Annotated in this window: 19 protein-coding genes and 1 pseudogene; 6 read left to right on the top strand and 14 right to left on the bottom strand. The window is 71.1% G+C overall.

The features are described from left to right. Positions 1 to 5: 5 nt before the first annotated feature. Genes AC07DF_RS07255 through AC07DF_RS07245 form a run of 3 tightly spaced genes read right to left on the bottom strand, consistent with a single transcriptional unit; the run spans position 6 to position 3,587 of the window. Positions 6 to 1,034 carry an ABC transporter permease gene (locus tag AC07DF_RS07255; protein WP_478967804.1) on the bottom strand — a complete coding sequence of 343 codons (1,029 nt, stop codon included), beginning with the start codon at positions 1,032 to 1,034 and terminating at the stop codon, positions 6 to 8. Continuing rightward, positions 1,027 to 2,517 (bottom strand): sugar ABC transporter ATP-binding protein, encoded by a 1,491-nt coding sequence (locus tag AC07DF_RS07250; protein ID WP_478967802.1) that lies wholly within the window; start codon positions 2,515 to 2,517, stop codon positions 1,027 to 1,029. Before AC07DF_RS07250 ends, AC07DF_RS07255 begins: the two co-directional genes overlap by 8 nt. Next, positions 2,514 to 3,587, bottom strand: a complete 1,074-nt coding sequence (locus AC07DF_RS07245) for a sugar ABC transporter substrate-binding protein (protein WP_478967800.1) — start codon at positions 3,585 to 3,587, stop codon at positions 2,514 to 2,516. Before AC07DF_RS07245 ends, AC07DF_RS07250 begins: the two co-directional genes overlap by 4 nt. Positions 3,588 to 3,753: 166 nt before the next feature. Between AC07DF_RS07245 and AC07DF_RS07240 the strand changes: the two genes are divergently transcribed. Then, positions 3,754 to 4,458 (top strand): FadR/GntR family transcriptional regulator, encoded by a 705-nt coding sequence (locus AC07DF_RS07240; protein ID WP_399017087.1) that lies wholly within the window; start codon positions 3,754 to 3,756, stop codon positions 4,456 to 4,458. Between the two features lie 43 nt (positions 4,459 to 4,501). Here the strand turns inward: AC07DF_RS07240 and AC07DF_RS07235 are convergent, their stop codons facing one another. The 7 genes from AC07DF_RS07235 to AC07DF_RS07205 all read right to left on the bottom strand — a co-directional run bounded on the left by AC07DF_RS07235 (position 4,502) and on the right by AC07DF_RS07205 (position 14,487). Continuing rightward, positions 4,502 to 4,975, bottom strand: a complete 474-nt coding sequence (locus tag AC07DF_RS07235; RefSeq protein WP_478967797.1) for a carboxymuconolactone decarboxylase family protein — start codon at positions 4,973 to 4,975, stop codon at positions 4,502 to 4,504. 92 nt (positions 4,976 to 5,067) lie between these two features. Beyond that, the gene (locus AC07DF_RS07230) at positions 5,068 to 8,082 is read right to left on the bottom strand and encodes an alpha-mannosidase (protein WP_478967795.1); all 3,015 of its coding nucleotides are present in this window, start codon (positions 8,080 to 8,082) and stop codon (positions 5,068 to 5,070) included. A gap of 24 nt (positions 8,083 to 8,106) precedes the next feature. Further along, positions 8,107 to 10,113: an endo-beta-N-acetylglucosaminidase gene (locus AC07DF_RS07225; protein ID WP_478967793.1), complete on the bottom strand. Its 2,007-nt coding sequence runs from the start codon at positions 10,111 to 10,113 to the stop codon at positions 8,107 to 8,109. Continuing rightward, positions 10,110 to 11,366, bottom strand: a complete 1,257-nt coding sequence (locus tag AC07DF_RS07220) for a glycoside hydrolase 5 family protein (RefSeq protein WP_478967791.1) — start codon at positions 11,364 to 11,366, stop codon at positions 10,110 to 10,112. Before AC07DF_RS07220 ends, AC07DF_RS07225 begins: the two co-directional genes overlap by 4 nt. A 29-nt stretch (positions 11,367 to 11,395) precedes the next feature. Next, positions 11,396 to 12,301 carry a carbohydrate ABC transporter permease gene (locus tag AC07DF_RS07215; RefSeq protein WP_478967789.1) on the bottom strand — a complete coding sequence of 302 codons (906 nt, stop codon included), beginning with the start codon at positions 12,299 to 12,301 and terminating at the stop codon, positions 11,396 to 11,398. Continuing rightward, positions 12,298 to 13,191, bottom strand: a complete 894-nt coding sequence (locus AC07DF_RS07210; RefSeq protein WP_478967787.1) for a carbohydrate ABC transporter permease — start codon at positions 13,189 to 13,191, stop codon at positions 12,298 to 12,300. The genes AC07DF_RS07215 and AC07DF_RS07210 overlap by 4 nt, the downstream gene beginning before the upstream one ends. 6 nt (positions 13,192 to 13,197) lie before the next feature. After that, the gene (locus AC07DF_RS07205; protein ID WP_478967785.1) at positions 13,198 to 14,487 is read right to left on the bottom strand and encodes an ABC transporter substrate-binding protein; all 1,290 of its coding nucleotides are present in this window, start codon (positions 14,485 to 14,487) and stop codon (positions 13,198 to 13,200) included. Between the two features lie 271 nt (positions 14,488 to 14,758). Here AC07DF_RS07205 and AC07DF_RS07200 point away from each other — a divergent pair, with 271 nt between their 5' ends. Together AC07DF_RS07200 and AC07DF_RS07195 are read left to right on the top strand one after the other, a co-directional pair. Beyond that, a complete protein-coding gene (locus tag AC07DF_RS07200; protein WP_478969432.1) occupies positions 14,759 to 15,769 on the top strand; it encodes a LacI family DNA-binding transcriptional regulator in 1,011 nt (336 codons plus the stop codon). A 63-nt stretch (positions 15,770 to 15,832) separates the two neighbouring features. Continuing rightward, complete coding sequence (locus AC07DF_RS07195) at positions 15,833 to 16,891, top strand: alpha/beta hydrolase family protein (RefSeq protein ID WP_478967783.1); 1,059 nt, start codon at positions 15,833 to 15,835, stop codon at positions 16,889 to 16,891. 6 nt (positions 16,892 to 16,897) lie between these two features. Here AC07DF_RS07195 and AC07DF_RS07190 read toward each other — a convergent pair whose 3' ends face one another. Together AC07DF_RS07190 and AC07DF_RS07185 are read right to left on the bottom strand one after the other, a co-directional pair. Beyond that, complete coding sequence (locus AC07DF_RS07190; RefSeq protein ID WP_478967780.1) at positions 16,898 to 18,436, bottom strand: alpha-L-fucosidase; 1,539 nt, start codon at positions 18,434 to 18,436, stop codon at positions 16,898 to 16,900. A 12-nt stretch (positions 18,437 to 18,448) separates the two neighbouring features. Beyond that, positions 18,449 to 20,305, bottom strand: coding sequence for a family 20 glycosylhydrolase (locus AC07DF_RS07185; protein WP_478967778.1), 1,857 nt, complete (start codon positions 20,303 to 20,305; stop codon positions 18,449 to 18,451). A 226-nt stretch (positions 20,306 to 20,531) separates the two neighbouring features. Here AC07DF_RS07185 and AC07DF_RS07180 point away from each other — a divergent pair. Beyond that, positions 20,532 to 21,875: pseudogene (locus tag AC07DF_RS07180) on the top strand (amidase). A gap of 205 nt (positions 21,876 to 22,080) precedes the next feature. Next, positions 22,081 to 22,500 carry a VOC family protein gene (locus AC07DF_RS07175; RefSeq protein WP_478967776.1) on the top strand — a complete coding sequence of 140 codons (420 nt, stop codon included), beginning with the start codon at positions 22,081 to 22,083 and terminating at the stop codon, positions 22,498 to 22,500. Positions 22,501 to 22,533: 33 nt separating this feature from the next. On the opposite strand, the gene AC07DF_RS07170 is transcribed toward AC07DF_RS07175, so the two are convergent. Together AC07DF_RS07170 and AC07DF_RS07165 are read right to left on the bottom strand one after the other, a co-directional pair. Beyond that, positions 22,534 to 23,016 carry an N-acetyltransferase family protein gene (locus AC07DF_RS07170; protein WP_478967774.1) on the bottom strand — a complete coding sequence of 161 codons (483 nt, stop codon included), beginning with the start codon at positions 23,014 to 23,016 and terminating at the stop codon, positions 22,534 to 22,536. 57 nt (positions 23,017 to 23,073) lie between these two features. Then, positions 23,074 to 23,247 (bottom strand): hypothetical protein, encoded by a 174-nt coding sequence (locus tag AC07DF_RS07165; protein ID WP_184587767.1) that lies wholly within the window; start codon positions 23,245 to 23,247, stop codon positions 23,074 to 23,076. Between the two features lie 453 nt (positions 23,248 to 23,700). On the opposite strand from AC07DF_RS07165, the gene AC07DF_RS07160 reads away from it, so the two are divergent. Beyond that, positions 23,701 to 24,150: a hypothetical protein gene (locus AC07DF_RS07160; protein ID WP_478967771.1), complete on the top strand. Its 450-nt coding sequence runs from the start codon at positions 23,701 to 23,703 to the stop codon at positions 24,148 to 24,150. Positions 24,151 to 24,165: the final 15 nt, after the last annotated feature.

Here is a 24,165-nt window from a genome sequence, read left to right as displayed (position 1 = left end):
GGGTGTCAGTCCTGGGCCCGGCCGGTGGTGACCCGGGCGATCATGAGGGCGACCAGGATGATCCCGCCGTAGATGGCCTGGATCCAGAACGACGGCACCTGCGCGAGGGTGAGCAGGTTCTGCACGACACCCAGAAGGAGTACGCCGGTCAGGGCGCCGAACATGGTGCCCTTGCCGCCGTCGAGGGCGATGCCGCCGATCACCGCGGCCGCGAACACCGTGAAGATCATGTTCTGGCCCTGGTTGGCGCTGATCGCGCCGACGTATCCGGTCTGCATGATGCCGCCGACCGCGGCGAGGACACCCGCGACCACGAACACGCCGAGCATGACGCGTTCCACCCGGATGCCCGCGGCCCGGGCCGCGTCCGCGTTGCCGCCGATGGCGTACAGGGCGCGTCCGACCCGGTGGTACTTCAGCACCAGCCCGGCGGCCGCGAAGGCGATCGCGGCGAGCCACACGGACAGCGGCACACCGAGGAAGGTGGTGGTGGCCAGCGAGTAGAAGCTGTCGGGCATCCCGAACAGCGTCTTGCCCTTGGTCGCACCGACCAGCAGTCCGCGCAGCACGATCAGCATCGCCAGCGTCACGATGAACGCGTTGAGCTTGAACTTCACGACCAGGATGCCGTTGAAGGCGCCGACGGCCGCGCCCGCGACGAGGATCGCCAACAGAGCAAGGGCGGCGGGAAGTTCGGTGCCCCAGCCGGACTGGGCCGCGGGCAGGACGAGCAGCGCGCCCACGGCGGGCGCGATACCGACGACCGATTCCAGGGACAGGTCGAACTTGCCGGTGATCAGCACGAGCGACTCGGCGAGCACCACCATCGCGAGGGCGGCGGAGGCACCGAGGATCGAGACGATGTTGCGCTCGGTGAGGAACGAGTCGTTGACGACGGAGCCGAGCACCAGGAGCAGCAACAGGGCGGGTACCAGGGCCAGTTCGCGGGCCCGGCGGAGCAGGACGGCCTTGGCGGCGCGCGGGTCGGTGGCTCGCGCGGGCGCGAGCGGCGGGGCCGCCTTGGTGTCAGCCATGGTCCACTCCTTCGATGGAGGCGATGAGCTCGTGGTCGCGCCAGCCCGCCGGGTGCTCGGCGACGACCCGGCCGTGGAAGAGGACGAGGACCCGGTCACAGCGCCTGAGGTCGTCGAGTTCGTCGGAGACGACGAGCACGGCGGTGCCGTCCTCGCGGGCGGTGTCGACGCGGGCGAGCAGGGACTCCTTGGACTTCACATCGACGCCCGCGGTCGGGTTGACGAGGACCAGGAGCCGCGGGTCGGAGGCGAGGGCCCTGGCCATGACGACCTTCTGCGCGTTGCCGCCGGACAGGTCCGAGACGGGCTGCTCGGGACCCGCCGCGTGGATGTCGAGGCGTTCGATCAGCGCGGTGGCGACATCGCGCCTGTGGTCGGTGCCGACGAAGCCGAAGCGGCCGAGCCGGTCCAGGACGCTGAGGGTGGCGTTGTCGCCGATGGACATGCCGAAGACCAGGCCCTGCTCGTGCCGGTCGCGGGGCACGAAGCCGACGCCGGCTTCCAAGGCCTTGCGGACGTCGCCGAACGGCAGCGGCTGTTCGTCCAGCCGGACCGTCCCGCTCGTGGGGGTGTGCAGGCCCGTGAACGACTCGGCGAGCTCGATCTTGCCGCTGGCGCTCGATCCGGCGAGTCCGACGACCTCGCCGCGCCGGACGGTGAGGTCGACGTCCTCGTACGCGGTCGAGGTGAGGCCGCTGACGTCGAGCAGGACGGAGCCACTGGCCCCGAGGGTCCGCTGCCGCTCGGCCTGGTCGGCGATCGTCTCCCCCGCCATGGCCTCCACCAGGGCCTGGCGCGGAAGCTCGGCGACCGGCGCCGTGGTGATCCAGCGGGCGTCGCGCAGGACCGTGACGGTCTGGCAGACCTCGTAGACCTCCTGGAGGTGGTGCGAGATGAACAGGAAGGTGACGCCCGAGTCCTGCAGGGCGCGCATGCGGGTGAACAGCCGCTCGATCTCCCGGTTGTCGAGCTGCGCGGTGGGTTCGTCGAGGATGATGAAGCGGGCGCCGAAGCTCAGCGCCCGGGCGATCTCCACCATCTGCCGGTCCTCGACCTTGAGGTCGGCGGTGCGGGCCTCGGGGTCGACGCGCACGTCCCAGGTGTCGAGGAGCCGGGCCGCCTCGGACTTCAGACGGCGCCAGCTGATGAACCCGCGCCTGAGCGGCTGCCGGTTGATGAACAGGTTCTCGGCGACGGTCAGTTCGGGGACGACCGTCGGGTGCTGGTAGACGCAGGCGACCTTGCGGCGCCAGGCGTCCCGGTCGGTGAGCGGGGGCGCGGGGTCGCCGTCGAAGCGGACGGTGCCCTCGTCGGGGGCTTCCAGGCCGGTGAGGATCCTGACCAGCGTCGACTTGCCGGCGCCGTTGCGGCCGACGAGGGCGTGGGACTCGCCCGGCAGGACAGAGAGCCGTCCGTCGGCGAGGGCGGTGGTGGGGCCGTACCGCTTGACGACGTCCCGTGCTTGAACGAGTGGCGTCGTCATTTGACCGTGTTGCCCCAGAGCTTGGGGTCGTCGACGTTGTCCTTCGTCACCAGCGGCGCGGGCAGCTGGTCCTCCAGGATGCCGCTGGGCAGCTTCACGATCGTCGAGTCGTGGTCCGTCGGGCCGGGCTTGAACTTCTTCCCCTGCATCGCCGCCTTGATGTAGTACATGCCGTACTTGGCGTAGGCGTCGGCGGGCTGGGAGACGGTCGCGTCGATCTCGCCCTTGCGGATCGCGTCGAACTCCTGCGGGATGCCGTCGTTGGAGACGATGGCGATGTGGCCCGGCTCCCCGGCCTTCTTCAGCATCTTCTTGGACTTGAGGGTCTGGAGGGTGGGCGCGAGGTAGACGCCGCCCGCCTGCATGTAGATGCCCTTGATGTCGGGGTTGGCGTTGAGGAGCGTGTCGAGTTTGGAAGCCGCCGTGTCGGACTCCCACTTGGCGGGGATCTCCAGGACCTTGAGCTTCGGGAAGTTCTTCTTCACGCAGGCGCGGAACGCCTCGGAGCGGTCGCGGCCGTTGACCGAGGCGAGGTCGCCCATGATCTGCACGACCTTGCCGGAGGTGATGTGCTCGCCGAGGTACTGGCAGGCCTTCTCGCCGTACGCCACGTTGTTCGCTCGGACCACCATCGCGACCTTGCCCTTGTCGGGCGCCACGTCCACGGCGACGACCGGTACGCCCTTGCGCTCGGCCTGGTCGAGGCCCGCCTCGATGGCGGCGCTGTCCAGCGGGGCGACGACCAGGCCCTCGACGCCCTGGTTGAGCTGGTTGTTGATGTCGGTGATCTGTTGCGAAGGGTCGCTGTTGGAGTTGACGGTCTTCATCGCGTCCACGCCCTCGGACTTCGCCATTTTGGGCACGTAGTCGTTGTACGACTGCCAGAACGGCGAGGTCAGCAGAGGCAGGACGACGCCGACCTTGCCGCTGCCGTCCCCGCCGCCGGCACCGGAGGCGCCGGTGTCCTTGGTACTGCCGCACGCGGCGAGCACCAGGGAGGCACCGGCGGCCAGCGCCACCGCGCCGACGGTCCGGGACCTGTTCCGCTTCCGCACTGTGCTTCCGGGCATCTCAGGGGGCTCCCATCGACCGGTGTTCGAGCAGATGACCGCATACTTATCAGACCACTCCCTCGCCGGAACACCCTTCTACGGCATATTTTCCCGCTCCGGGCTCATAGTGGTCCGACCACCTCGCTGGTTAGACTGCGCCGGAGCCTGTGATCGGAGGAACGGCGTGGACGACGAGACGGCCCCGCAGAAGGGCACCGTGACGCAGCGCGCCATCGAGCGGATCAAGGCGATGATCGGCGAGGGCCGGCTGGAGCCGGGCCAGCGGCTGCCGACCGAGCGTGATCTGGCCGCCCAGCTCGGCATCTCCCGCAGCTCGATGCGGGAGGCGATCCGCGCGCTCACGGTGCTGGGCGTACTGGAGGCCCGGCACGGCTCGGGCATCTACGTCACCCAGCTGGAGGCCGGGGACCTGCTGGAGACGTTCGGCGTCGTGGCGGACCTGTCGCGCGGTCCGCGTCTGGTGGAGCTGCTGGAGATCCGGCGGATCCTGGAGTCGACGGCGACCGCGCTGGCCGCCGCCCGGATCACCGACGACCGGCTGGCCGAGGTCGAGAAGCATCTGGCGGCGATGAACGCCACGGACGATCCGGAGGAGATCCTCGCCCACGACCTGGCCTTCCACCGGGAGATCGCGGCGGCGGCGGGCAACGAGACCATGGCCGCGATCCTGGAGGGCCTGTCCTCGCGGACGTTCCGGGCCCGGGTCTGGCGCGGCTACCAGGAGGAAGGCGCCTTCGAACGCACCCGTCGTGAACACGCCGCGATCCACCGCGCCCTGGCCGCCCACGACCCGGAGGCGGCCCGCGCGGCGGCGGCCGCGCACGTGGGCGAGGTGGAGGAGTGGCTGCGGGCGCAGCTCGGGCCCTAGGCCGTGTCCCACTCGGGACCGGCCCAGGGCCCGGTGCGCCGTCCTACTTGAACTGACCGGCCTGGTAGTCGCCCGCCGGCTGCTCGAGCATGACGTTCAGCCGGTTGGCGGTGTTCATGAAGCCGATCAGGGTCACGAGGGCGGCGAGCTGCTCCTCGTCATAGTGCTTGGCGGCCCGCTCCCAGACCTCGTCCGGGACGCCGCCGGCCCCGTCCGCGATACGGGTCCCCTGCTCGGCCAGCTCCAGCGCGGCCCGCTCGGCCTCGGTGTACACCGTGGCCTCCCGCCAGGCCGCGACCAGATGGAGCCGTACGGAGCTCTCGCCCGCCGCGGTCGCCTCCTTGGTGTGCATGTCGATGCAGACCGCGCATCCGTTGATCTGGCTCACGCGGAGCGAGACCAGTTCCCGGGTGGCGGCCGGCAGTGGTGACTCCACGACCAGCCGCCCGAGGGCGGTGAACTGCTTGATGACCTTTCCGGCGCCGGGAAGGGCGAAGACGTTCAGACGCGCGTTCATGGTGAACTCCTGAGTCGCTGTCGTTGCGTACACCCCTATGAGTCAGCGGCTCACCGAGATGTGACATCGACAGTTGTGACCTGCGTCACCGGCTATCCGCGTCGCAGCCGCAGCGTCATCAGCTCGAACGGGCGCAGCCGCACCGCGATCCGCCCGTCTTGGACCTCCGGTGCCGTCGCCTCGGCCAGCGGTCGTTCCAGCAGGTCGGTGACCGCCACGCCCGCGACCTCGAACCCGGCCGTGAGCGTGGCGCGCGTCCGGCCGCCGAAGGCCTCGTGGAACCGCACGACGACGTCCCCGCTGCCGTCGTCGGCGAGCTTCACCGCCGTGACGACCACGGCGTCCTGGTCGGCCGTCAGCAGCGGCGCCACCTCTGCGGCACCGGTGAGCCGCCGTTCCGGCACGTTGATCCGCCAGCCCTCGCGCACCGCGTCGGCGATGCCCGCGCCCGGCACGAGCGCGTGCCGGAAGCGGTGGACGCCCTGATCGGTCTCCGGGTCGGGGAAACGCGGGGCGCGCAGCAGGGAGACGCGCACGGTCGTGGTCGTGCCCTGGTCGCCGTCGGTGCGGACCGTGCGGGTCACGTCGTGGCCGTACGTCGAGTCGTTGACGAGCGCCACGCCCCAGCCGGGCTCCTCCAGGTGGACGAAGCGGTGGTTGCACGCCTCGAACTTGGCGGCCTCCCAGGAGGTGTTGGTGTGGGTGGGCCGGTGGTAGTGCCCGAACTGGGTCTCGGACGCGTACCGTTCGGCGTGCACGTCGAGCGGGAAGGCGAGCTTGAGGAACTTCTCCGTCTCGTGCCAGTCGACCTCCGTGTCCACCGTCAGCCGCCGCTCCCCCGGCGCGAGGGACAGCAGCTGGGTGACACGGGAGGCGCCGAAGGTCCGTACGATCCGCACGCCGTTCCCGTCCGGCACGACCTCGTCCGCGTCGGTGAGGTCGGTGACCGTGTTGCGGTAGAACTCGTCGACGTCCCAGGCGTCCCACATGTTCGGGAAGTCGGGGTGCAACTGGAGGAGGTTGGCGGCCCGGCCCGGGGCGACGGTCTCGCGGTCGGCTTCGATGTCGTACACGGACGTCACGAGTCCCCGGGCGTCGATCTCGACCCTGAGCAGGCCGTTGCCCAGGACGAACCCGCCCTCGGCCCGTGGGGACAGCCCGGCAGGGCTCGGCAGCCGCGCGGCACCGGCACCGCCGGCGGGGATGCCGGCCCGGCTGTGGGGTGCCGAGTTGAACACGAGGTCCCGCGTGCCTTCCCCCGCCAGCGCCCGCTGAGCCGCGTCGATGATCCCGGTCAGCTCCTCGGCCACCCTTTCGTACGTCCGCCGGGCCTCCCGGTGCACCCAGGCGATGGACGAACCGGGCAGGATGTCGTGGAACTGGTGCAGCAGCACCGTCTTCCAGACGCGGTCCAGGTCCTCGTACGGGTAGGGGAAGCCGGTGCGTACGGCCGCCGTGGCCGCCCACAGTTCGGCCTCCCGGAGCAGGTGCTCGCTGCGGCGGTTGCCCTGCTTGGTCTTGGCCTGGCTGGTGAGGGTGGCGCGGTGGAGTTCGAGGTAGAGCTCGCCGACCCACACCGGCGGCTCGGGGTACTCGGCGGCGGCCTTCTCGAAGAAGGCCTGCGGGGTCTCCCAGGTCACCGTCGCCGAGCCTTCGAGGTCGCGCAGGCGCGCCGCCTTGGCGACCATCTCGCGGGTGGTGCCCCCGCCCCCGTCACCCCAGCCGGTGGGGGCGAGGGAGTGGCGGGCGACGCCCTTGTCCTTGAAGTTGCGGGCCGCGTGGGCGATCTCGCCGCCCTTCATGGAGCAGTTGTAGGTGTCGACGGGCGGGAAGTGCGTGAAGATCCGCGTACCGTCGATGCCCTCCCACCGGAAGGTGTGGTGGGGGAACTTGTTCGTCTGCGACCAGGAGATCTTCTGTGTCAGCAGGTACTTGGAGCCCGCCGCCTTGATGATCTGCGGCAGTCCGGCGGCGAAGCCGAAGGTGTCGGGCAGCCAGGCCTCGTCGTTCTCGATGCCGAACTCGTCGAGGAAGAACCGCTTGCCGTGCACGAACTGCCGGGCCATCGCCTCCGAGCCCGGCATGTTGGTGTCCGACTCCACCCACATGCCGCCGGCCGGCACGAACCGACCGTCGGCCACGGCCTTCTTCACCCGGGCCCACACCTCGGGCCGGTGGTCGCGCACCCAGGCCCACTGCTGCGCTTGCGACATGGCGAAGACGAACTCCGGCTCGTCGTCGAGCAGCGCGGTCATGTTGGAGGTCGTCCGGGCCACCTTGCGCACGGTCTCGCGCAGCGGCCACAGCCACGCCGAGTCGATATGGGCGTGACCGACGGCGCTGATGCGGTGGGCGGAGGGAGCGGCGGGGGTCGCCAGGACGTCGGTGAGCCGCGAACGGGACCGGGCCGCCGATCCGTTGACGTCCTGGAGGTCCAGGGCGTCCAGCGCCTTGTCCACGGCCCGGAGGATCTCCCAGCGGCGGGCCGACTCCACCGGCAGCTCGGCCATCAGCTCGCCGAGCACCTCCAGATCGATCACGAGCTGCCACACGGTCTCGTCGAACACCGCGAGATCCATGCGGGTGAGGGTGTACTGCGGCTCGGTTCCGGCGGTCTCCTTGTCGCCCAACCGCGTCGGCAGGAAGGGGTGGTAGTCGAGGATGACGGGGTTGGAGGCGGCCTCGATGTGCAGACGCACCTGCTCACCACCCTCGACGGGCGCGCCGACGCGCACCCACTGGTTGCGCGGGTTGAGGCCCTTCACCGGGGTGCCGTCGGGCCGGTAGACCAGGCCCTCGCACTGGAAGCCGGGCATGTTCTCGTCGAAGCCGAGGTCGAGGATCGCCTCGACGGTCTTCCCGGCCCACGCCTCGGGGACGGTGCCGGTGACACGGAACCAGCTGGTGCCCCAGGGAGCACCCCACCGGGCGCCCGTCTCGATGGGCTCGGGCTCGGCCGCGAGTCCCTCGGCGACCGGCACCGGTTCGCCGGGCGCGTGCCACACCGCCACCTCCAGCGGCACGGACTCGGGGTACACGGCGGGGCGGACGCGCTCGTCGAGGACGCGCTTGAGGCGGGCTTCGACCAGGCTGCGGTCGTCATGCATGCGGAGTGCTCCCTAGAGGGGTGGTTACCAGGGGTGGGTCAGGGTCGAGGGTGCCGACGAGGTGTAGAGCTCCCCCACGGCACGCACTTCGAACCGTGCGGCCCGCTCGCCCTGCTCGGGCTTCAGGCCAGCGACGAAGAACGCCCGCTGGCAGGTGCCGCCGAGAAAGCGGCGGGTGCCGTCGGGAAGGAGGCGGTGCAGCGAGTAGTGGCGTACGGCGCCGGGGGCCGGGTTCCACGCCAGGCGCAGGTCACCACCGGCCGCGGCGCTCACGCGCAGCCCCGTGGGGGCGGCCGGGGTGGCCTGGGGCGCGGTGCGGACGGCGAGTCCACCGATCCGCCACCGCACCGGGCCGCCACCGTCCGCCGGTGTGAGCCGCACGCCGATCGCGTGCGCGGTGCCGGTCAGGCCGGTGAGGCGCACGGTCGAGGTCTGCCAGGTGCCGGCCGAGTCGACGGGGAAGTACGTGTACGGGGGTGTCGCCCCCGGCGTGTCCGGATCGGCGGTGGCGACGGCCAGTTCGACGTTCACACGGCCGGAGTCGGTCCGGTGGGTCAGTTCGACGACCGTGTCGGCGCTGAGCGGCAGCCGGGTGGCGTACAGATCCAGGACGGCGGGTTCGTCGAGGTCGCCGTCGGCCAGCACACTGCTTCCGCCCCGCCAGGCGTCCTCGAAGTCGAAGTTAACGGCCGGGCGGCGGCCTTCGGTGTGCACGACCCAGCGCCGGGACGGCAACCGGTCCTGGAGCCCGAGGTGGTTCCAGGGCGCGTCCGACGTCACCTCGCCGTTCTCGTACCAGCGCAGCCCGTGCCCGGTGTTGAACACGCTGGCGAAGGGCACCGAGGTGACCGTGGAGCGGTCGGCGACGGACACGGCGGGCGCCCGCCAGCTGTCGGTGCCGTCCGGCCGGGACGGGTCGAGGGAGCGTCCGGTCCAGAACCGGTCGTCGGCGGCGTGGAAGGCGGCTGGACCCCGCTGGTCGGAGGGCAGGTGGTTGCGCGTCCACTCGGGCCGGTAGAGGCCGACCGACGCGATGTGCGTCTGGTTGGCGGGCACGATCGCGTCCCACCGCACGGAGGAGTTCCAGCCGTTCGCCTCGACGTCGACGCCCGCCCACAACTCGTAGCGGCTGCGGCCGAGTTGCTCCGCCCGCTGCCCCGAGGAGGCCAGACTGCCCGCCGACCAGCGGAAGTCGACGAACATGTCGTCGCAGGTCCGGAAGAACGCCTCGTTCTGCGCGTTCAGCGCGCCCTGCCAGCTCACCGAGCCGTTCACCGTCATCGCGTCGTACCAGGTGACCCGCTGTCCCCTGGCCGCCGCGAGCGACTTCAGCTCCCGTACGAAGCTCAGCATGTCCCGGCCGAGCGCGGCGTCGCCTCCTGCGGTCTCGGCGTTGACGAACCATCCGTCGAACCCGTATGCCTCGGCGACCGCGACCAGCCGCGCGGCGAGGGGATGGCGCCCGGCGGCGTCCTTCTGCACCAGGTCGCGGGTCCAGCGCAGTTGACCGCCGTAGGCGACGGGCGGCAGGAAGACATTGCCGAGGACGGGCACGCCGTGCCGGTGGGCGGCGTCGACGATCGGCGCGTTCGGGGCGAGGATCAGCCCCTCGCCCGACGAGCCGCCCCAGAACACCAGCTCGTCGATGTAGGCCCAGTGGGTGAGGGCGTAGTAGTCGGCGGTTGCCGAGCCCTGGGAGGGGTTGCTCGCCGTCGGCCCGAAGGAGACCAGGGACTGGACGCGGGCCTGGCCGGCGCGGGCGGTCGGGTTGGCGGGGGCCGGGGTGAAGCGGGCGGCCAGGGGCACGGACGCGGCGTTGCAGGCGAGGTCCGGGTCGGTCTCGGCACGCCAGGACTTCAGGCTGCGCCAGGTGATACCGGGGCCTGGACTGCCCGCGGGGAGGGAGTCCGGGTACCAGTAGGACGCGTAGGGCTGGGTCGCGGCGGCTTTCTGGGCCGCCGTGGCCGGCACCGAGGGGAGCAGGGCGGCCGCGGCGCCGGCGAGCAGGACGGTGCGTCTGGTGGGTGTCACGAGCGGGTGCCTCCTGGTGGGTGGGGAAGTACCTGGTCGGGAGTGACGACCTCGGTGATGCCTCGCGCGGCCAGGTGTTCCTGGTCGGCGGCGCGCACATCGAGGACGGTGGTGGGGCGGGCTCCGTCGGCGACCAGCCGGAAGAAGGCGTCGAAGACGGGACCGCCGGGGGCGCAGAGCGAGCGGACGGCAGGGTCGGCGGGGACGACCAGCGCCGTCGTACGGGCCGGGGGTGCCTGCGACGGTCCGCGCGCCGCCCGTTCCAGCGCCCGGGCGATGTCCTTGGGCTTGCGGTCGTTGGTCAGCAGGCCGAGTCCGTACTCCAGTTCCGGGAAGTCGGCGAGGTCGCGGGACACGTCGTGGGAGCACCACCAGGTGATGCCCCACAGGCCGGGGCAGTCCAGGGCGTTCGCCACGGTGGCCTCGGTGAAGGCGGCGGCGTGCTCGGCCGGGACCAGGGGCGCGGGCGCGCCGACCTCCTGGAGCCAGACCGGCCGGTGCGGGTCGCCGGCCCAGGCCTTGCTCAGCTCGACGAGGTACGCGGCATGGTGTTCGGTCGGGACGGAGGTGCGGCCATGGCGCTGGGCCGTGCCGTTGAACACCCAGGAGTGCACGGCCGTGACGGCACCGTGCCGGGCGGCCTGGCCCGGGGTGAAGGGCTGGTCGTCCTGGTACCAGGTCGCGTCGTACTCGGCGTGCAGGTGCAGCCGGCCCGGGGCGCCCTCCTCGCAGGCGGCGAGCATGCGCGCGAGCCAGCTGTCGATCTCGTCGGACGTGGCCCGGTCGGGGTCCGGATGGGGCCCGGACGAGAACTGGTTGACCTCGTTGCCGAGGGTCATGCCGATGAAGTTGGGCCGGCCGGCGAGGGCGGCGGCGAGGGTGCGCAGGAGGTTCTCCTGGCCGTCGAGGACGTCGGGGTCGGTGAAGAGGTTGCGCCGGTGCCAGGTCCGGGTCCAGGCGGGCAGGAAGTCGAAGCTGCTCAGGTGCCCCTGGAGGCCGTCCACGTTGACGTCGAGGCCGCGTTCGGCGGCGGCGTCGGCCAGTGCGACGAGCTGCTCGACGGCCCGGGGCCGGATCAGGGTGCGGTTGGGCTGGAAGTACGGCCAGAGCGGGAAGACCCTGACGTGGTCGAGGCCGAGCGCGGCGATCGAGTCCAGGTCGGCGCGGACGGAGTCGAGGTCGAAGTCGAGCCAGTGGTGGAACCACCCCTCGCTGGGGGTGTAGTTGACGCCGAAGCGCACGGCTGGAGACATGCGGTGTCCTTGCGGTCCGTGGGGGAGGTTCAGCCCTTCACCGCGCCCTCGCCCACGCCGCGGAAGAAGTACCGCTGGAGGCAGGCGAAGAGGGCGATCAGCGGTGCGACGGCGATGATCGTGCCCGCGGCCACGAGGCGCTCGTCGTTGGCGAAGGTGCCGTGCAGATAGTTGAGGCCGATGGTCAGCGTGAACTTGGACGGGTCGCTCAGCACGATGAGTGGCCACAGGAAGTCGTCCCAGGCGCCCATGAAGGCGAAGATCGCGACGACGGCGAGGGTGCCCTTCACCGACGGCAGGGCGATGCGCAGGAAGCGCTGCCAGACGTTGGCGCCGTCGACGAAGGCCGCTTCCTCGATCTCGTAGGGCAGGTTGAGGAAGGCGTTGCGCATCAGCAGCACGTTCATCGCGCCGACGCAGCCGGGCAGCACCACGCCGATCAGGGTGTTGTTGAGGCCGAGCTCCCGCATGGTCGTGAACTGGGCGATGATGATGCCCTCGACGGGCACGAGCATCGCCAGGATGAAGGCCAGGGTGGCGACGCGGCGGCCCCGGTAGCGGAGCCGGGCCAGGGCGTAGCCGGCGAGGGCCGCGCCGACGCAGTTGGTGACGACGTTGGCGGTGGCGACCTTCAGGGAGTTGAGGGCGTAGTCCCAGACGGGGATGGTGTCGGCGACCCGCTCGTAGTTGTGCAGGGTCGGATCGCCCGGCAGGAACGTCGGCGGGGAGCTGTAGATGTCCTCGGTGGGGCCCTTGAGGGAGGTGGACAGCTGCCACAGGAACGGGCCGATGGTCAGGGCCAGTACGGCGAGCAGCAGGACGTAGCGCAGGGCGAGTTCCCACACCCGGACGCGGCGGCCGTGCTCGTCGGTGATCCGGGGTTCGCGGACGGCACTCGCCGCTTCAGGGATTCGGGGCTTCTCGAGGACGCTCACGAGTCCTCCTTCCGGTCGGCGCGCAGCACCAGCAGCATCAGGGCGACGGTGACGGCGAAGACGACGACGGAGATCGCGGAGGCGTAGCCGACGCGGCCGGTCAGACCGGTGCCGGTGCGCTGGACGAGCATGACGAGGGTGGTGTCCTCGCCCGCCGGTCCGCCGCTCGGCCCCGCCAGCAGGTACACCTCGGAGAACACCTTGAACGCGGCGACCGAGGAGAGCGCGCCGACCAGCACCATGGTGGAACGGACGGCGGGGACGGTGACGGTCAGGAAACGGCGCACCGCGCCCGCCCCGTCCACGGCGGCGGCCTCGTGCAGCTCGCGCGGCACGTTCCCCAGCGCCGCCAGATAAATGATCATGTAGTAGCCGAGGCCCTTCCACACGGTGACGGCCATGGCGCTCAGCAGGAGCAGCCACTGGTCGCTGAGGAAGCCGACCGGGCCGGCACCGAGGGTCTCCAGGAGGGCGTTGACCAGTCCGCGGTCGTCGAGCAGCCACACCCAGATCAGCCCGACCACGACGATCGAGGCGACGACCGGGGTGTAGAAGGCGGACCGGAAGAAGGTGATGCCGGGGAGGTTCTTCTGCACGAGCAGGGCGAGCAGCAGCGGCAGCACGACGAGTGGGGGGACGACCCCGAGGACGTAGAGCGTGCTGTTGCGCAGGCCGGTCCAGAACATGTCGTCCTGGAGCAGTTCCCGGAAGTTGGCGAGCCCCACGAACCGCCCGGGGATCAGGGTGCGGCGGTCGGTGAAGGCGTTGACCAGCGTGGAGACGAACGGGTAGAGGACGAAGGCGCCGGTGACGAGCAGCCCAGGAGCGGCGAACAGCCAGGGGCTGGTGGGCAGTTGGCGCCGTACCCGGGAGATGCCGGTGAGAGCCATCGTGGGTCAGCCCTGCTGCTGCAGGAGCCGGTCGCACTCCTTGACAGCGTTGTCGAGAGCTTCCTTCGGGCTCTGCTTGCCTTGCAGCGCCTTGGCGATCTGGTTGCGCAGCGCGATCTTCATCTGCTCGCTGAACAGCACCGGCGTGTAGTTGACCGCCGTCTTCAGGGACTTGGCGGCGGCCACCCGCACGCGCGTCTCGTCGGTTCCGTCCTCCTTGGTGAAGTACGGGTCGTCCAGCGAGCCCGCGGTGCTCGGGAAGATGGCGACCTTCTTGGCGAACGACATCTGGTGGGCCGCGTCGGTGACGAAGTGCGCGAAGGCGACGGCAGCGGGCTTCCGCTTCGACTGCGAGTTGACCATCACGCCCATCACGTACATGTTGACGTGCCCGGTGCTGGTGATCTGGTCGGTGATGCCGATGTTCTTGTACAGGCTCGGCGCCTGCTTCTTGAAGTTGCCGAGATCCAGGGCGCTGCCGGGGTTCATGGCGACGGCGCCGGTGAGGAACTTCTTGCCGGACGACTCCGGGGTGGCGGTCAGCGCCTGCGGGTCGAGGGCCTTCGCGTCGTACAGCTCCTTGTACTTGGTGAGGAGTCGCACGCCCTTGTCGTCGTTGAAGGAGAAGGCGGTGCCCTCCTTGTTCATCAGTTGCACGCCGTAGCGGCCGAAGTCCTCGATGGTGGGCACGTTGGCGAGGGTGGCGACCTTGCCGCCGCTCTTCTCCGCCATCTCCAGGCCGGCGGAGAAGACTTCGTCGTACGTCTTCGGCGGCTGCTCCGGGTCGAGCCCGGCCTCCTTGAACAGGGTCTTGTTGTAGAAGAGCGGGCCGGTGTTGAGGTACCAGGGGAAGGCGTACGTACCGGTCATGCCCGGTATCTGATGGCCCGCCCAGGCGCCCGGCAGGTACTCCTTCTGGTACTGCGGCGCGGCCTTGTCCAGGTCGAGGGCGAGTCCGGCCTTGGCGAGCGGGGCGACGAGGTCCGGGGAGACGTTGACGACATCGGGCAGGGTGCCGCCCGCCGCGTCGGCGCTGATCTTGTCGGCGTAGCCCTCGGCGGGCTGGTCGACCCACTTCACCTTGGTTCCGGGGTACTTCTTCTCGAACTCGGCGATCAGGCCCTCGAAGTACGGCTTGAAGTTGGCGCGCAGATTCCACGTCTGGAACGTGATGTCGCCCTCGACCTTGCCCGAGGCGTCGCTCGAACCGCCTCCGTCGCCCCCGGAACCGCAGGCGCTCAGGGGCAGCAGGACAGCGACGGCAGCGGCGGCGAAGGCTCTGCGGGAGATGCGCACGGTGACCGGCTCCTTCGAAGGCAGGGTGGGAGAGGGCGGCGGAAATGGCGCCGGGCCAGACCTTGCATCGTTCTCTTCGGGGAAGTCAATGGATTCTGCTCAGCTAAAGTCTTTAGTTGGGCATACCCGCAGGTCAACGAGGAGTCAGGCGACTTCTTGTGTTCGATCACTAATGCGCTTTAGGGTAGGGAAGCTCAAGCGCATTAGTGCACAGCGTGAGTCGAATGGAGAAGCAAGCGTGGGAAAGCGCTCACCGGCGCGCCGGCCGACGATGAAGGACATCGCCCGGCGGGCCGGGGTCTCCGAGAGCGCGGTCTCCTTCGCGCTCAACGGCAGGCCCGGGGTCTCCGAGGTCACCCGGGACCGGGTGCGCCGGGTCGCCGAGCAACTGGGCTGGCGGCCCAGCACGGCGGCGCGCGCCCTGTCCGGGGAGGGCGCGGCGACGGTCGGCTTCGTCCTGGCCCGGCCGGCGGGCACGCTGGGCGTGGACTCGTTCTTCCTGCAACTGGTCTCCGGTATCCAGGAGGTGCTGGCCGAGCGTCATCTCGGTCTGCTGTTCCAGATCGCCGAGGACATCGACGACGAGTGCGCGGTGTACCGGCGGTGGTGGGCCGAGCACCGGGTGGACGGTGTGCTGGTCGTCGACCCGCGCACCGACGACCCCCGGCCCGGCCTCCTCGACGAACTCGGGCTGCCCGCCGTGGTGATCGGCGGTGCCCCGGACGAACGGCACCCGGGCCTTTCGACGGTGTGGGCGGACGACGCGGGCGCGATGGCCGCTGTGGTGGACGGGCTGTACGCGCTCGGCCATCGGCGGATCGCGCACATCGCCGGGCTGCCCGGGCTGGCCCACACCGAGCGCCGCATCCGGACGCTGCGCGCGGAGGCCGAGCGCCGGGGCCTGTCGGAGGTGCAGTCGGTGCCGACCGACTATTCGGACGAGGCGGGCGCGGCCGTCACCCGCCGGGTCCTGGACGGTCCCGCCGCCCCGACGGCCCTGATCTACGACAACGACGTGATGGCCGTCGCCGGGGTCGCCGCCGCGACCGAGCTCGGCTACGCGGTGCCTGCCGACGTGTCGGTGGTGGCCTGGGAGGACTCCGCCCTGTGCCGTCTGGTCAAACCGTGGCTGTCCGCGCTGTCCCGGGACAGCGTCGAGTTCGGCCGCACGGCGGCCGGGGAACTGACCGCCCTCCTCGACGGCGGGCCGGCCCGGGCGGTGCGGGTGCCGGTACCGCGGCTGATCGAGCGGGACAGTACGGGGGTGGCGCGGGGCACCTGAGCCTGCCCGGGCCGGGCGGCAGGGACCTGCCCTCCTGGGCCCGGCGGAGTCACAATGGACCGTATGCGGCTACGGGGTACCGCCTGGGCCACCGCCGGGCTGCTGCTGGCCGTCGCGACCGGCTGCACCGGCGGTGGGGACGAAGGCGCGCCCGAGAGCGCTCCGGCGTCGGAAACGGCCGAGGCCGCTGAAACCTCGGCCCCCGCCACGAGCGAACCACCTCGCGGCACGCCCTCCCCCACCCCCTCAGCCGCCGACCCCGTCTCCCTCCCCGCCCTGATGCGTCGCGAGCACACCGGCTCCGGGCTGCGTCTCGGCGACGTGCTCGACCGGAACTCCGCCTACACCCGTTACGCCGTCACGTACGAGGCCAACTGCCTGACGATCTCCGGGATCATGAACATCCCGGAGGGCGAGGGCCCCTTCCCGGCGCTCGTGCTGGCGCACGGGTACATCGACCCGGACGTCTACTTCAGCGGCCAGGGCATGCCACGCGAGCAGGACCGCCTGGCCCGCGACGGCTATGTCGTGCTGCACACCGACTACCGCAACCACGCCCGCTCCGGCAAGGACCCCGAGAACGACGAGAACCTGCGGCTCGGCTACACCGAGGACGTCATCGGCGCCGCCCTGGCCCTGCGCGACTCGGGGCGCCCGGAGATCGACGGCGACCGCCTCGGTCTGTTCGGCCGGTCGATGGGCGGCGGAGTCGTGTACAACACGCTGGTCGTGGCGCCCGGTCTCTTCGACGCGGCCGTGGCGTACGCGCCGGTGAGCGCGCGCCCGCAGGAGAACATCGACCAGTTCCAGCGGCCCGACGGCGACCCTCTGGTGGCCGAGATCGAGGAGAAGCACGGCACTCCCGAGGAGGACCCGGACTTCTGGCGCGGCGTCTCGCCCCTCACCTACGCCGACCGCGTGAGCGATCTCCTGCTGATCCAGCACGGCACAGCGGACGACACCTGCCCCCTCGCCTGGTCGCGGGAGGTCTCCCGTACGTTCGAGGAGGCCGGCAAGGACGTCGAGCTCCGCACCGTCGCCGGCGAGGGGCACACGTTCGGGCCGCGGTGGGCCTCGGAAATGGACGTCACCGAGGCCTTCTTGGCACGCCACCTGCGCTGAGCGCGTTCAGACCCGGGATCGGTACAGCCCGAACTCCGCGATCCGTACAACCCCTCGCGCCCCGGTCACCCGGACCCGCCACCGCCGGGCCCGCACGGCCCTGGGCAGCAGCAGGATGCGGCAGGCGCCGACGGCCCCCGCCCGGGCCACCTCCCCCCAGCCGCCGTCGCGATACGCCTCCACCACGAAGCTCTCCACCTGCTGGCCGTACCTGATGTCCTCCGCCAGCCGGACCCGGTCCACCTCCCGCTCCCGGCCGAGGTCGACGGTGACCCGGCCCGGCGAGCCGCTGGTGCGGGCACCGTGCGCCAGGTCCTCGGGCAGTTCGCGGTCGATGCGCTCACGGAACTCCCGCAGGCGTGTGACGTCGGCGGCGGGCAGCAACCCCTCGGTGTCCGGCGGGATGTTGAGGAGCAGTACCGAGTTCCGGCCGACGGAGCGGAAGTAGATGTCCGCCAACTGCTCGACGCTCTTGGGCTGCTGGTCGGCGTGGTAGAACCAGCCGTCCCGGATCGACACGTCGCACTCGGCGGGCCACCACTGGAGGTAGTCGGCGACGGGCCGGGCCGCGACCAGAGCGTCCCGGCTGCCCATGTCGGGGGCGTCGTAGGAGAGGGCGTAGTCGGTCCGTCCGTAGTCCTTCTCCTGGACGGGAACGACGCTCCACTCGTCCTCCCGGGCCAGCCCGCCCTCGTTGCCGACCCAGCGGACGTCCGGCCCCGTCACGGCGACGACGGCGTCCGGGGCGAGGGACCGCACGAGGGCGTACCAGCTGTCCCAGTCGTACTTCTCGACCTTGTCCGGGGGGATGTGCCCCTGGGCCCCGTCGAACCACACCTCGTCGACCGGGCCGTACTCGGTGAGCACCTCGTAGAGCTGGTTGAGCATATGGGCGCCGTAGTCGGTCGCGGGGAGCGTGTACGAGCGGGAGGGGGTGCGGTCGTCGCCGTCGACGAGGGTGGGAATCGTGCGGTCGGCGCGGGCGCTGCCGTTGGCGTACACACCGTGCAGGTACTGGTTCTCGTCGGCGGGCGAGATGTAGACGCCGACCTTGATGCCGTGCCGCCGCATGGAGTCGGCGAAGTCGCGCAGGACGTCACCCCGGCCGTCGCGCCAGCTGCTCGACGCCACCGTGTGGCCGGTGTAGCGGGAGGGGTAGAGGACGAAGCCGTCGTGGTGCTTGACGGTGAGGATGGCCAGCTTGAAGCCGCCGTCGCGCAGGGCGCGGGCCCACTGGTCGGTGTCGAGGCCGGCCGGCTGGAAGACGTCCGGGTCCTCGTCGCCGGTGCCCCATTCCAGGCCGGTGAAGGTGTTCACGCCGAAGTGCAGGAAGGCGGTGCGCTCCAGACGCTGCCAGGCGATCTGCCCTGCGGTGGGGCGTACTTGGGAGGCCTTGCGGACCAGGTCCTCCGGAGTGTCGTCGGGGCCGACGGGGATGCGGCTGCGACGAGGATCCGGCGGGGCCGCGAGTGCGGGTGCCGTCATGCCGGCGGTCGCGGCGAGGACGGCGGCTGATGCGACGAACACACGTCGGGACACGGCCATGGCGACGACTCCTCAGGTCAGCTGCCAGACGGCGGGGGTGCGCTGGTCGGGCGGGTACTGCGCGATCCGGCCGTCGTCCGTCGCACTCACCGTCATCCGGGTGATGGCGTTGACGAGCCGGTAGCCGCCTTCGCCGGCCGGCTCCAGCGCCCAGCGCTGGAGGGTGCCGGCGGGGTCACAGGTCTGCGGCGTCACCTCGACGCCCGGCTGGAGGGGCACGTTGAGCGTGAGCTTCCCGCCCCGCACCTCCAGACAGCCGTCCTGGGTCCGCAGGGTGACGTAGCCGTCGGCCGTGCGCCGGACGGCGGCGGTGAAGGACCTGCCGGACGCCCGGAACGTGTACGTCCCGTCCGCGACCGGCACCCGGGTCAGGTCACGGAAGCCGGGCGCCTGGCCCACGGCCGTACCGCGCTTGGTGAACCCGTCGTAGGTGGCGTCGGGGTGCGGGTCGCCCCAGGTGGCCTGGGCGATGTGCCGCAGGGCGGGCCACAGGGCGACGGCCACCTCGTTCTCGGTCTCCCCGCGGCCGTTGTCGGGCCACAGGCTGATCTTCGCGCCGGTGATGCCTTCGCTGGAGGTGAGTTTCTCGCCCTCGAAGATGCGCGGGTCCCAGCTCTGGTCGTAGAGCGCCTCGGTGTCGGTGTGGAAGCCGCCGCGGACGAGGTAGAGCGCGTACGCCGCGTTCATCAAGGGGTGGCCGTCGGCGATGAGTTGACTCGGCTTGACGGCCACGTTCAGCCAGTGCTCGACCGTCGTACCGGCCGCGACCGGCACGGTGTTGGCGCCGGTGAGCCCGTCGTTCCAGATGCGCAACCGCTTGCCCTTGGCGGCCGCGTGGGCGTGGACGCGGTTGACGAAGTCGACGAACGCGTCCTGGGGGGTGGCGTCCGGGCCGTATCTCTTCCGCGCGTACTCGAGGACCTGCGGGTACTTGGCGAAGTCGGAGCCGAGCATGTACTCGTCGGCGCCCATGTGCCAGTCCGGCCCGGGGAAGACCTCGGCGTACTCGTCCATCAGGCTGGTGTAGTAGGCGAAGGCCTCGGGCCGGGTGATGTCCAGCCGGGAGGGCTGCCTGGCGCCGTCCGTGTCGGTGAGCTGGAGGTCGGGGCGGTTCTCTATCCACGGGTCCATGTGGCCCGGGGAGTTGATCTCGGGAATGATCTCGACGTGGTACTTCGCGCCGAGCGCGACCAGCCGGCGGATCTCGTCCTTGGTGTAGTAGCCCCAGGTGTTGGCCTCGGGGTGGGCGTCGCTCTTCACCTTCAGTTCGAGCAGCAGCTGGTTGAGCTTGTGGTACGCCATCTCGCGCACCAGGTTCTCCAGCCAGGGCAGGGAGACATGGACGTAGCAGGCGCAGACGCCGACGCCCCGTTCCTTGTAGCGCGGCACGTCTACGGTGCGGCCGGCGGGGACGCGGTCGCCCTGGGCGAGGAACTGGAGGAGGGTCCGGGTGCCGTAGAAGGCACCGGTCTCGGTCGCGCCGGTCACCGACAGCCGTCGGCCCGCGTGGAGTTCGTAGCCCTCCGGGCCGAGCGAGGATCTGCCGGGCTGGATGTCGATGACGATGTCACCGGCCCGGGCTCCGCCGCCGCCGACGACGGGGACCGTGCCGTGACCGGCCGCCCGGAGGTCGGCCGCGAGGGTGCCGGCGACCCGGCGCTCGGCCCCGGTGCCGGCCACCAGCCGGGTGCCCCGGCCGTAGGCGTAACTCCCGGATTCCGGGGACCAGTCGGTGAGCGCGGGCACGGTGACCGGTGTCCGCGGCTCCTCGCGCGCCACCGCGGGTGTCCCCGGTGCCGAGGTGACCAGCAGCGCCAGTGCCGCCAGGACTCCGGGCCACCACGTTCGCCGTCTTCTGCGCTCAGTCATACGGCTCCCCATTCATCGGACGTCTGATCATTGAGCTGGCGTCGACGGCTGTCAATGGGGCATGCAGGCATGAAAGTTGAGCCATTGATCGGATGTCCGGGGGCGCATGGGGCGTACCGAGGGGCGCTGTCCGGCCGGTGACCTCGACGTGCGCCCCCTGCCGGTGCACAGTTCTCCCTACGTACTCGCCAGTAAGCCCGTGCCTCTCCCCTCCGAGGAGTTCTCCGTGACCAGTTGGGCCGGCCGCACCGCCGCCGAGATATCCGCCGCCGTCCGTGAGAAGCGGGTCACCCCTCGCGAGGTGGTCGCCGAGCACCTCGACCGGATCGGGCGGCTCGACGGCCGGATCGGGGCCTTCCGCACGGTGCGTGCCGAGGCGGCGCTGGCCGAGGCCGAGGAGGTGGCCGCGCGCGGGGACTTCGCCGGTCTGCCCCTCGCCGGGGTGCCCGTGGCGGTCAAGGACAACCTCACGGTGCGCGGCGAGTCCCGGCGCGTCGGCTCGGCCGCCACCCCCGGTACACCGGCGGCCGAGGACCATGTGACGGTGGCCCGGCTGCGGGCGGCGGGAGCGGTGGTGGTGGGGCTGACGAACGTCCCGGAACTGTGTGTCTTCGGCACGACGGACGGCGTGCTGGGCATCTCCCGCAACCCCTGGGACCCGACGCGTTCGGCGGGTGGTTCGTCGGGCGGCAGCGCCGCCGCGGTCGCCGCCGGGATGGTGCCCATCGCCCTCGGCAACGACGGCATGGGCTCGCTGCGCATACCGGCCGCCAACTGCGGCCTCGTCACCATCAAGCCGGGCCACGGGGTGGTCCCGACGGGCGTCGGGGACAGCGACTGGTTCGGCATGTCGGAGAACGGGCCCCTCGCCACGACGGTCGAGGACGCCCGTCTGATGCTCTCGGTCCTCGCGGGCACCGAGCCCGGGGCCCGGTCGGAGCCGGGCGGCCTCCGGGTCGCCGTGTCGCTGCGCAGCCCCCTGGCCGGGGTCACCATCAGCCGGCCGTACACCACCGCCGCCCGGGAGGCGGCCGAGGTGCTGATGAAGGCCGGCCATCAGGTCCGGCGCGCCGACCCGCCCTACCCGTTGTCGCTCGCCCTGACCTCACTGATCCACTGGACGGCGGGCACGGCCGCGGACGCCCGGCACCTCGACCGGCGTCTGCTCACGCGCCGCACCCGGGTCCACTCCACACTCGGCCGGCCCTTCGTGGGCACGGCGCGCGCCGGGACGAGCCGGGAACAACTGCGCCGGCGGAGGGAGCCCTTCTTCGCCGAGTACGACGTGCTGCTCACCCCCGCGCTCGCCCGCCGCTCCCCGAAGGCCGCGCCCTGGCACGAGCGGGGCTGGCTGCGCAATGTGCTGACGAACACGAACTACTCGCCGCTGACGCCCGCGTGGAACCTGACCGGATGGCCCGCCATGTCCGTCCCCTGCGGAACCCTCCCCTCCGGCGCTCCCTGTGCCGTGTAGCTGGTGGGACGCCCGGGCACGGAGTCCCGACTCCTGTCTCTGGCCGAGCAGTTGGAGGAGAAAACCCCGTGGCGGCGTACGGCGCCGGTGAACTAGAGTCGGCCGGGTGACTGCCGGGTCGGCCGTAGGCCATGCACGAGTGAGGCGCCCGGCCTCGACGTGAGCGCGGCGGGGGTGACCCCGCCCGGGCCCGTCCGAGAGCCGGAGAGGGCACGAGCCCCGCCTCCCGTCTCCGTTTCCCCGTTCCCCGCGCCGCGACGGCGCTTCACCACGGATCCCGAAACCGGAGACGAACCCACTCATGTCCCCCGCACAGCACACGCCTGACCTGCCGACCACCGTCGCTCACCTCAATCACACCGCCGTTTTCGCCTCGGACCGCCGGTTGTCGGCGGAGTTCCTGGCGGCCGTCCTCGGCCTGGAGGTCGGTGCCCCCTTCGGACCGTTCCTGCCCATCGACCTGGGCAACGGCGTGACTCTCGACTACTACGAGAAGCGCGACGAGCCGATCCAGGCCCAGCACTACGCGTTCCTCGTGCCCGAGGAGCGGTTCGACGCCATGATCGGCCGCCTGGAGGCGCTCGGGGTCACCTACTACGCCGACCCCAACCACACCGAACCCGGCCGCGTCAACGACCTCTTCGGGGGGCACGGCGCCTACTTCGACGACCCGGACGGGCACAACATGGAGATCATGACCCGGCCGTACGTCCGGCCCTGACGGCGGCCCGGGGGTGCCGGTGCTCTCGGATCCTTACAGCGCCCGGTACATGATGTGCAGCCCCACCCGGCCGTCCCGGGGATGGTCGAACGCTTCCGGCACCGTGCCGAGGACCGTGAAGCCCAAGGAGGTCCACAGCTTCACGGCCGGGTTGGTCTCGACGACGGCGTTGAACACCATGCCCCGGTAGCCGGCGGCCCTGGCTTCGGTCAGGAGGTGTTCGGCGAGGGCGCGGCCGTAGCCACGGCCGCCCTGGCCGGGGTCGACCATGAAGCCGGCGTTGGCGATACGGGCGGCGGGGCCACCGTAGTTGGGGGTGAGATAGGCGGAGGCGACGACACGGCCGCTGTCGTCCTCGACGACATAGACCTGTTTCGCCGGATTCATCCACAGGACCCGGGCCTCCTCCTCGGAGGTACCCGGGTCCCATGCGTAGGTCTCGCCCGCGGCGACGATGCGGTGCCAGAACGGCCAGATACGCGGCCAGTCGTCAGCCGTTGCTTCCCTGATCAGCATGGACGCGAGTCTGGCACGCCCATGCGCTCGGTGATCGTGGAGGGGGTGCGCCCGCCGTCAGTCGACGCTGGGCAGGATGTGGGGCTCTGCGAGGTCCTCCTCGTAGCCCGCGAGGCGGATCGGGGCCGACCGGGCCCACACGTCAAGGCTCCCGAGCTCGTCGGCCCGCCGGCCGGCGCGCTCGCTGCGTTCCTTGGGGCGCTGATCTCGATTCGTCTTCTCCGGTGTCACCGCGCACTCCTTATGTGTCGGTCACCCTCGGGACGCACGCGCCGCTCCTGCTGCGCCTGACGCCCGTATGGGTCTGATGTCAAAAGCAGTTCGGTCGCGGTGGCGCCGGTCGACTCACGGGAGAGGCCGTGGTGTTCCGGCTTGTCCCATGACGGACCGTGGGTGTGGGTAGGACCCCGTACTGCTGTCCGTCCGGACCAGATTAACCAAATGAGCGGCCCCCCGCTCGATGGGGCTGAAAACGACCGGTAACAATCGCGCGTCATCTGGTGTTCAGCTCAGGTTTAGACAACGATTTGTTCACTCACAGGCGTTTTGCGTACCACCCGAACGGCGTACAAGGGCGTATGCGCTTTCGACACGGTTGCGCAGTTCAAGTGCCGTTGGCTGAGTCGAAAGCTCGCCATGATCTGCTGCCGCACGGCAACGGCTGTCTCGCAGGAGGACTGACGCATGGAGCTGCGCAGCGTCGAGGAGCTGATGGATCTGCTGTACACCTGCCGGGGCACCAGGGACGCCCCGGAGCGCGACCGCCCGCCGGTCGACCTCCACGACCACGCGCTGCGGACCGCCGCGCTGCTGCGCCGCGGCCGCCCGGCCGACAAGGAGCTCCAAGTGGCGGGTCTTGTGCAGCCCGTCGGCGGGCTGCTGTGGCCCGGCGATCCGGCCGCGCGCGCCGACCACGCGGCGCACGCGGTGCGCTCCCTGCTGGGCGAGCGGGTCTCGCGTCTCGTCCGCCGGTGCCCCCGCCTGGACGCCGCCGCCGACGACGACCTCCTCACCCTGCGCCAGGCGACCGAGGAGGGCCGCACGGCCGGGTTCGACGCCGGGGTCCTGGAGGACTGGCGCACGGTGCTGGACCTCTTGGCGGCACGCAACTCCCGTCTCGGGGCTGTCGACTGACGGTGTGTCATGAGA

This window comes from Streptomyces sp. NPDC044719 (assembly GCF_056433405.1).
This window is presented reverse-complemented; position numbering and strand designations above follow the sequence as displayed.

What these genes read in the sequence shown, in the direction of transcription:
- AC07DF_RS07255 (WP_478967804.1), bottom strand. Translation starts at nt 1,034, where the DNA reads ATGGCTGACACCAAGGCGGCCCCGCCGCTCGCGCCCGCGCGAGCCACC.
- AC07DF_RS07245 (WP_478967800.1), bottom strand. Translation starts at nt 3,587, where the DNA reads ATGCCCGGAAGCACAGTGCGGAAGCGGAACAGGTCCCGGACCGTCGGC.
- AC07DF_RS07190 (WP_478967780.1), bottom strand. Translation starts at nt 18,436, where the DNA reads ATGGCCGTGTCCCGACGTGTGTTCGTCGCATCAGCCGCCGTCCTCGCC.
- AC07DF_RS07160 (WP_478967771.1), top strand. Translation starts at nt 23,701, where the DNA reads ATGGAGCTGCGCAGCGTCGAGGAGCTGATGGATCTGCTGTACACCTGC.
- AC07DF_RS07250 (WP_478967802.1), bottom strand. Translation starts at nt 2,517, where the DNA reads ATGACGACGCCACTCGTTCAAGCACGGGACGTCGTCAAGCGGTACGGC.
- AC07DF_RS07195 (WP_478967783.1), top strand. Translation starts at nt 15,833, where the DNA reads ATGCGGCTACGGGGTACCGCCTGGGCCACCGCCGGGCTGCTGCTGGCC.
- AC07DF_RS07235 (WP_478967797.1), bottom strand. Translation starts at nt 4,975, where the DNA reads ATGAACGCGCGTCTGAACGTCTTCGCCCTTCCCGGCGCCGGAAAGGTC.
- AC07DF_RS07185 (WP_478967778.1), bottom strand. Translation starts at nt 20,305, where the DNA reads ATGACTGAGCGCAGAAGACGGCGAACGTGGTGGCCCGGAGTCCTGGCG.
- AC07DF_RS07230 (WP_478967795.1), bottom strand. Translation starts at nt 8,082, where the DNA reads ATGCATGACGACCGCAGCCTGGTCGAAGCCCGCCTCAAGCGCGTCCTC.
- AC07DF_RS07170 (WP_478967774.1), bottom strand. Translation starts at nt 23,016, where the DNA reads ATGCTGATCAGGGAAGCAACGGCTGACGACTGGCCGCGTATCTGGCCG.
- AC07DF_RS07200 (WP_478969432.1), top strand. Translation starts at nt 14,759, where the DNA reads ATGAAGGACATCGCCCGGCGGGCCGGGGTCTCCGAGAGCGCGGTCTCC.
- AC07DF_RS07220 (WP_478967791.1), bottom strand. Translation starts at nt 11,366, where the DNA reads ATGTCTCCAGCCGTGCGCTTCGGCGTCAACTACACCCCCAGCGAGGGG.
- AC07DF_RS07210 (WP_478967787.1), bottom strand. Translation starts at nt 13,191, where the DNA reads ATGGCTCTCACCGGCATCTCCCGGGTACGGCGCCAACTGCCCACCAGC.
- AC07DF_RS07175 (WP_478967776.1), top strand. Translation starts at nt 22,081, where the DNA reads ATGTCCCCCGCACAGCACACGCCTGACCTGCCGACCACCGTCGCTCAC.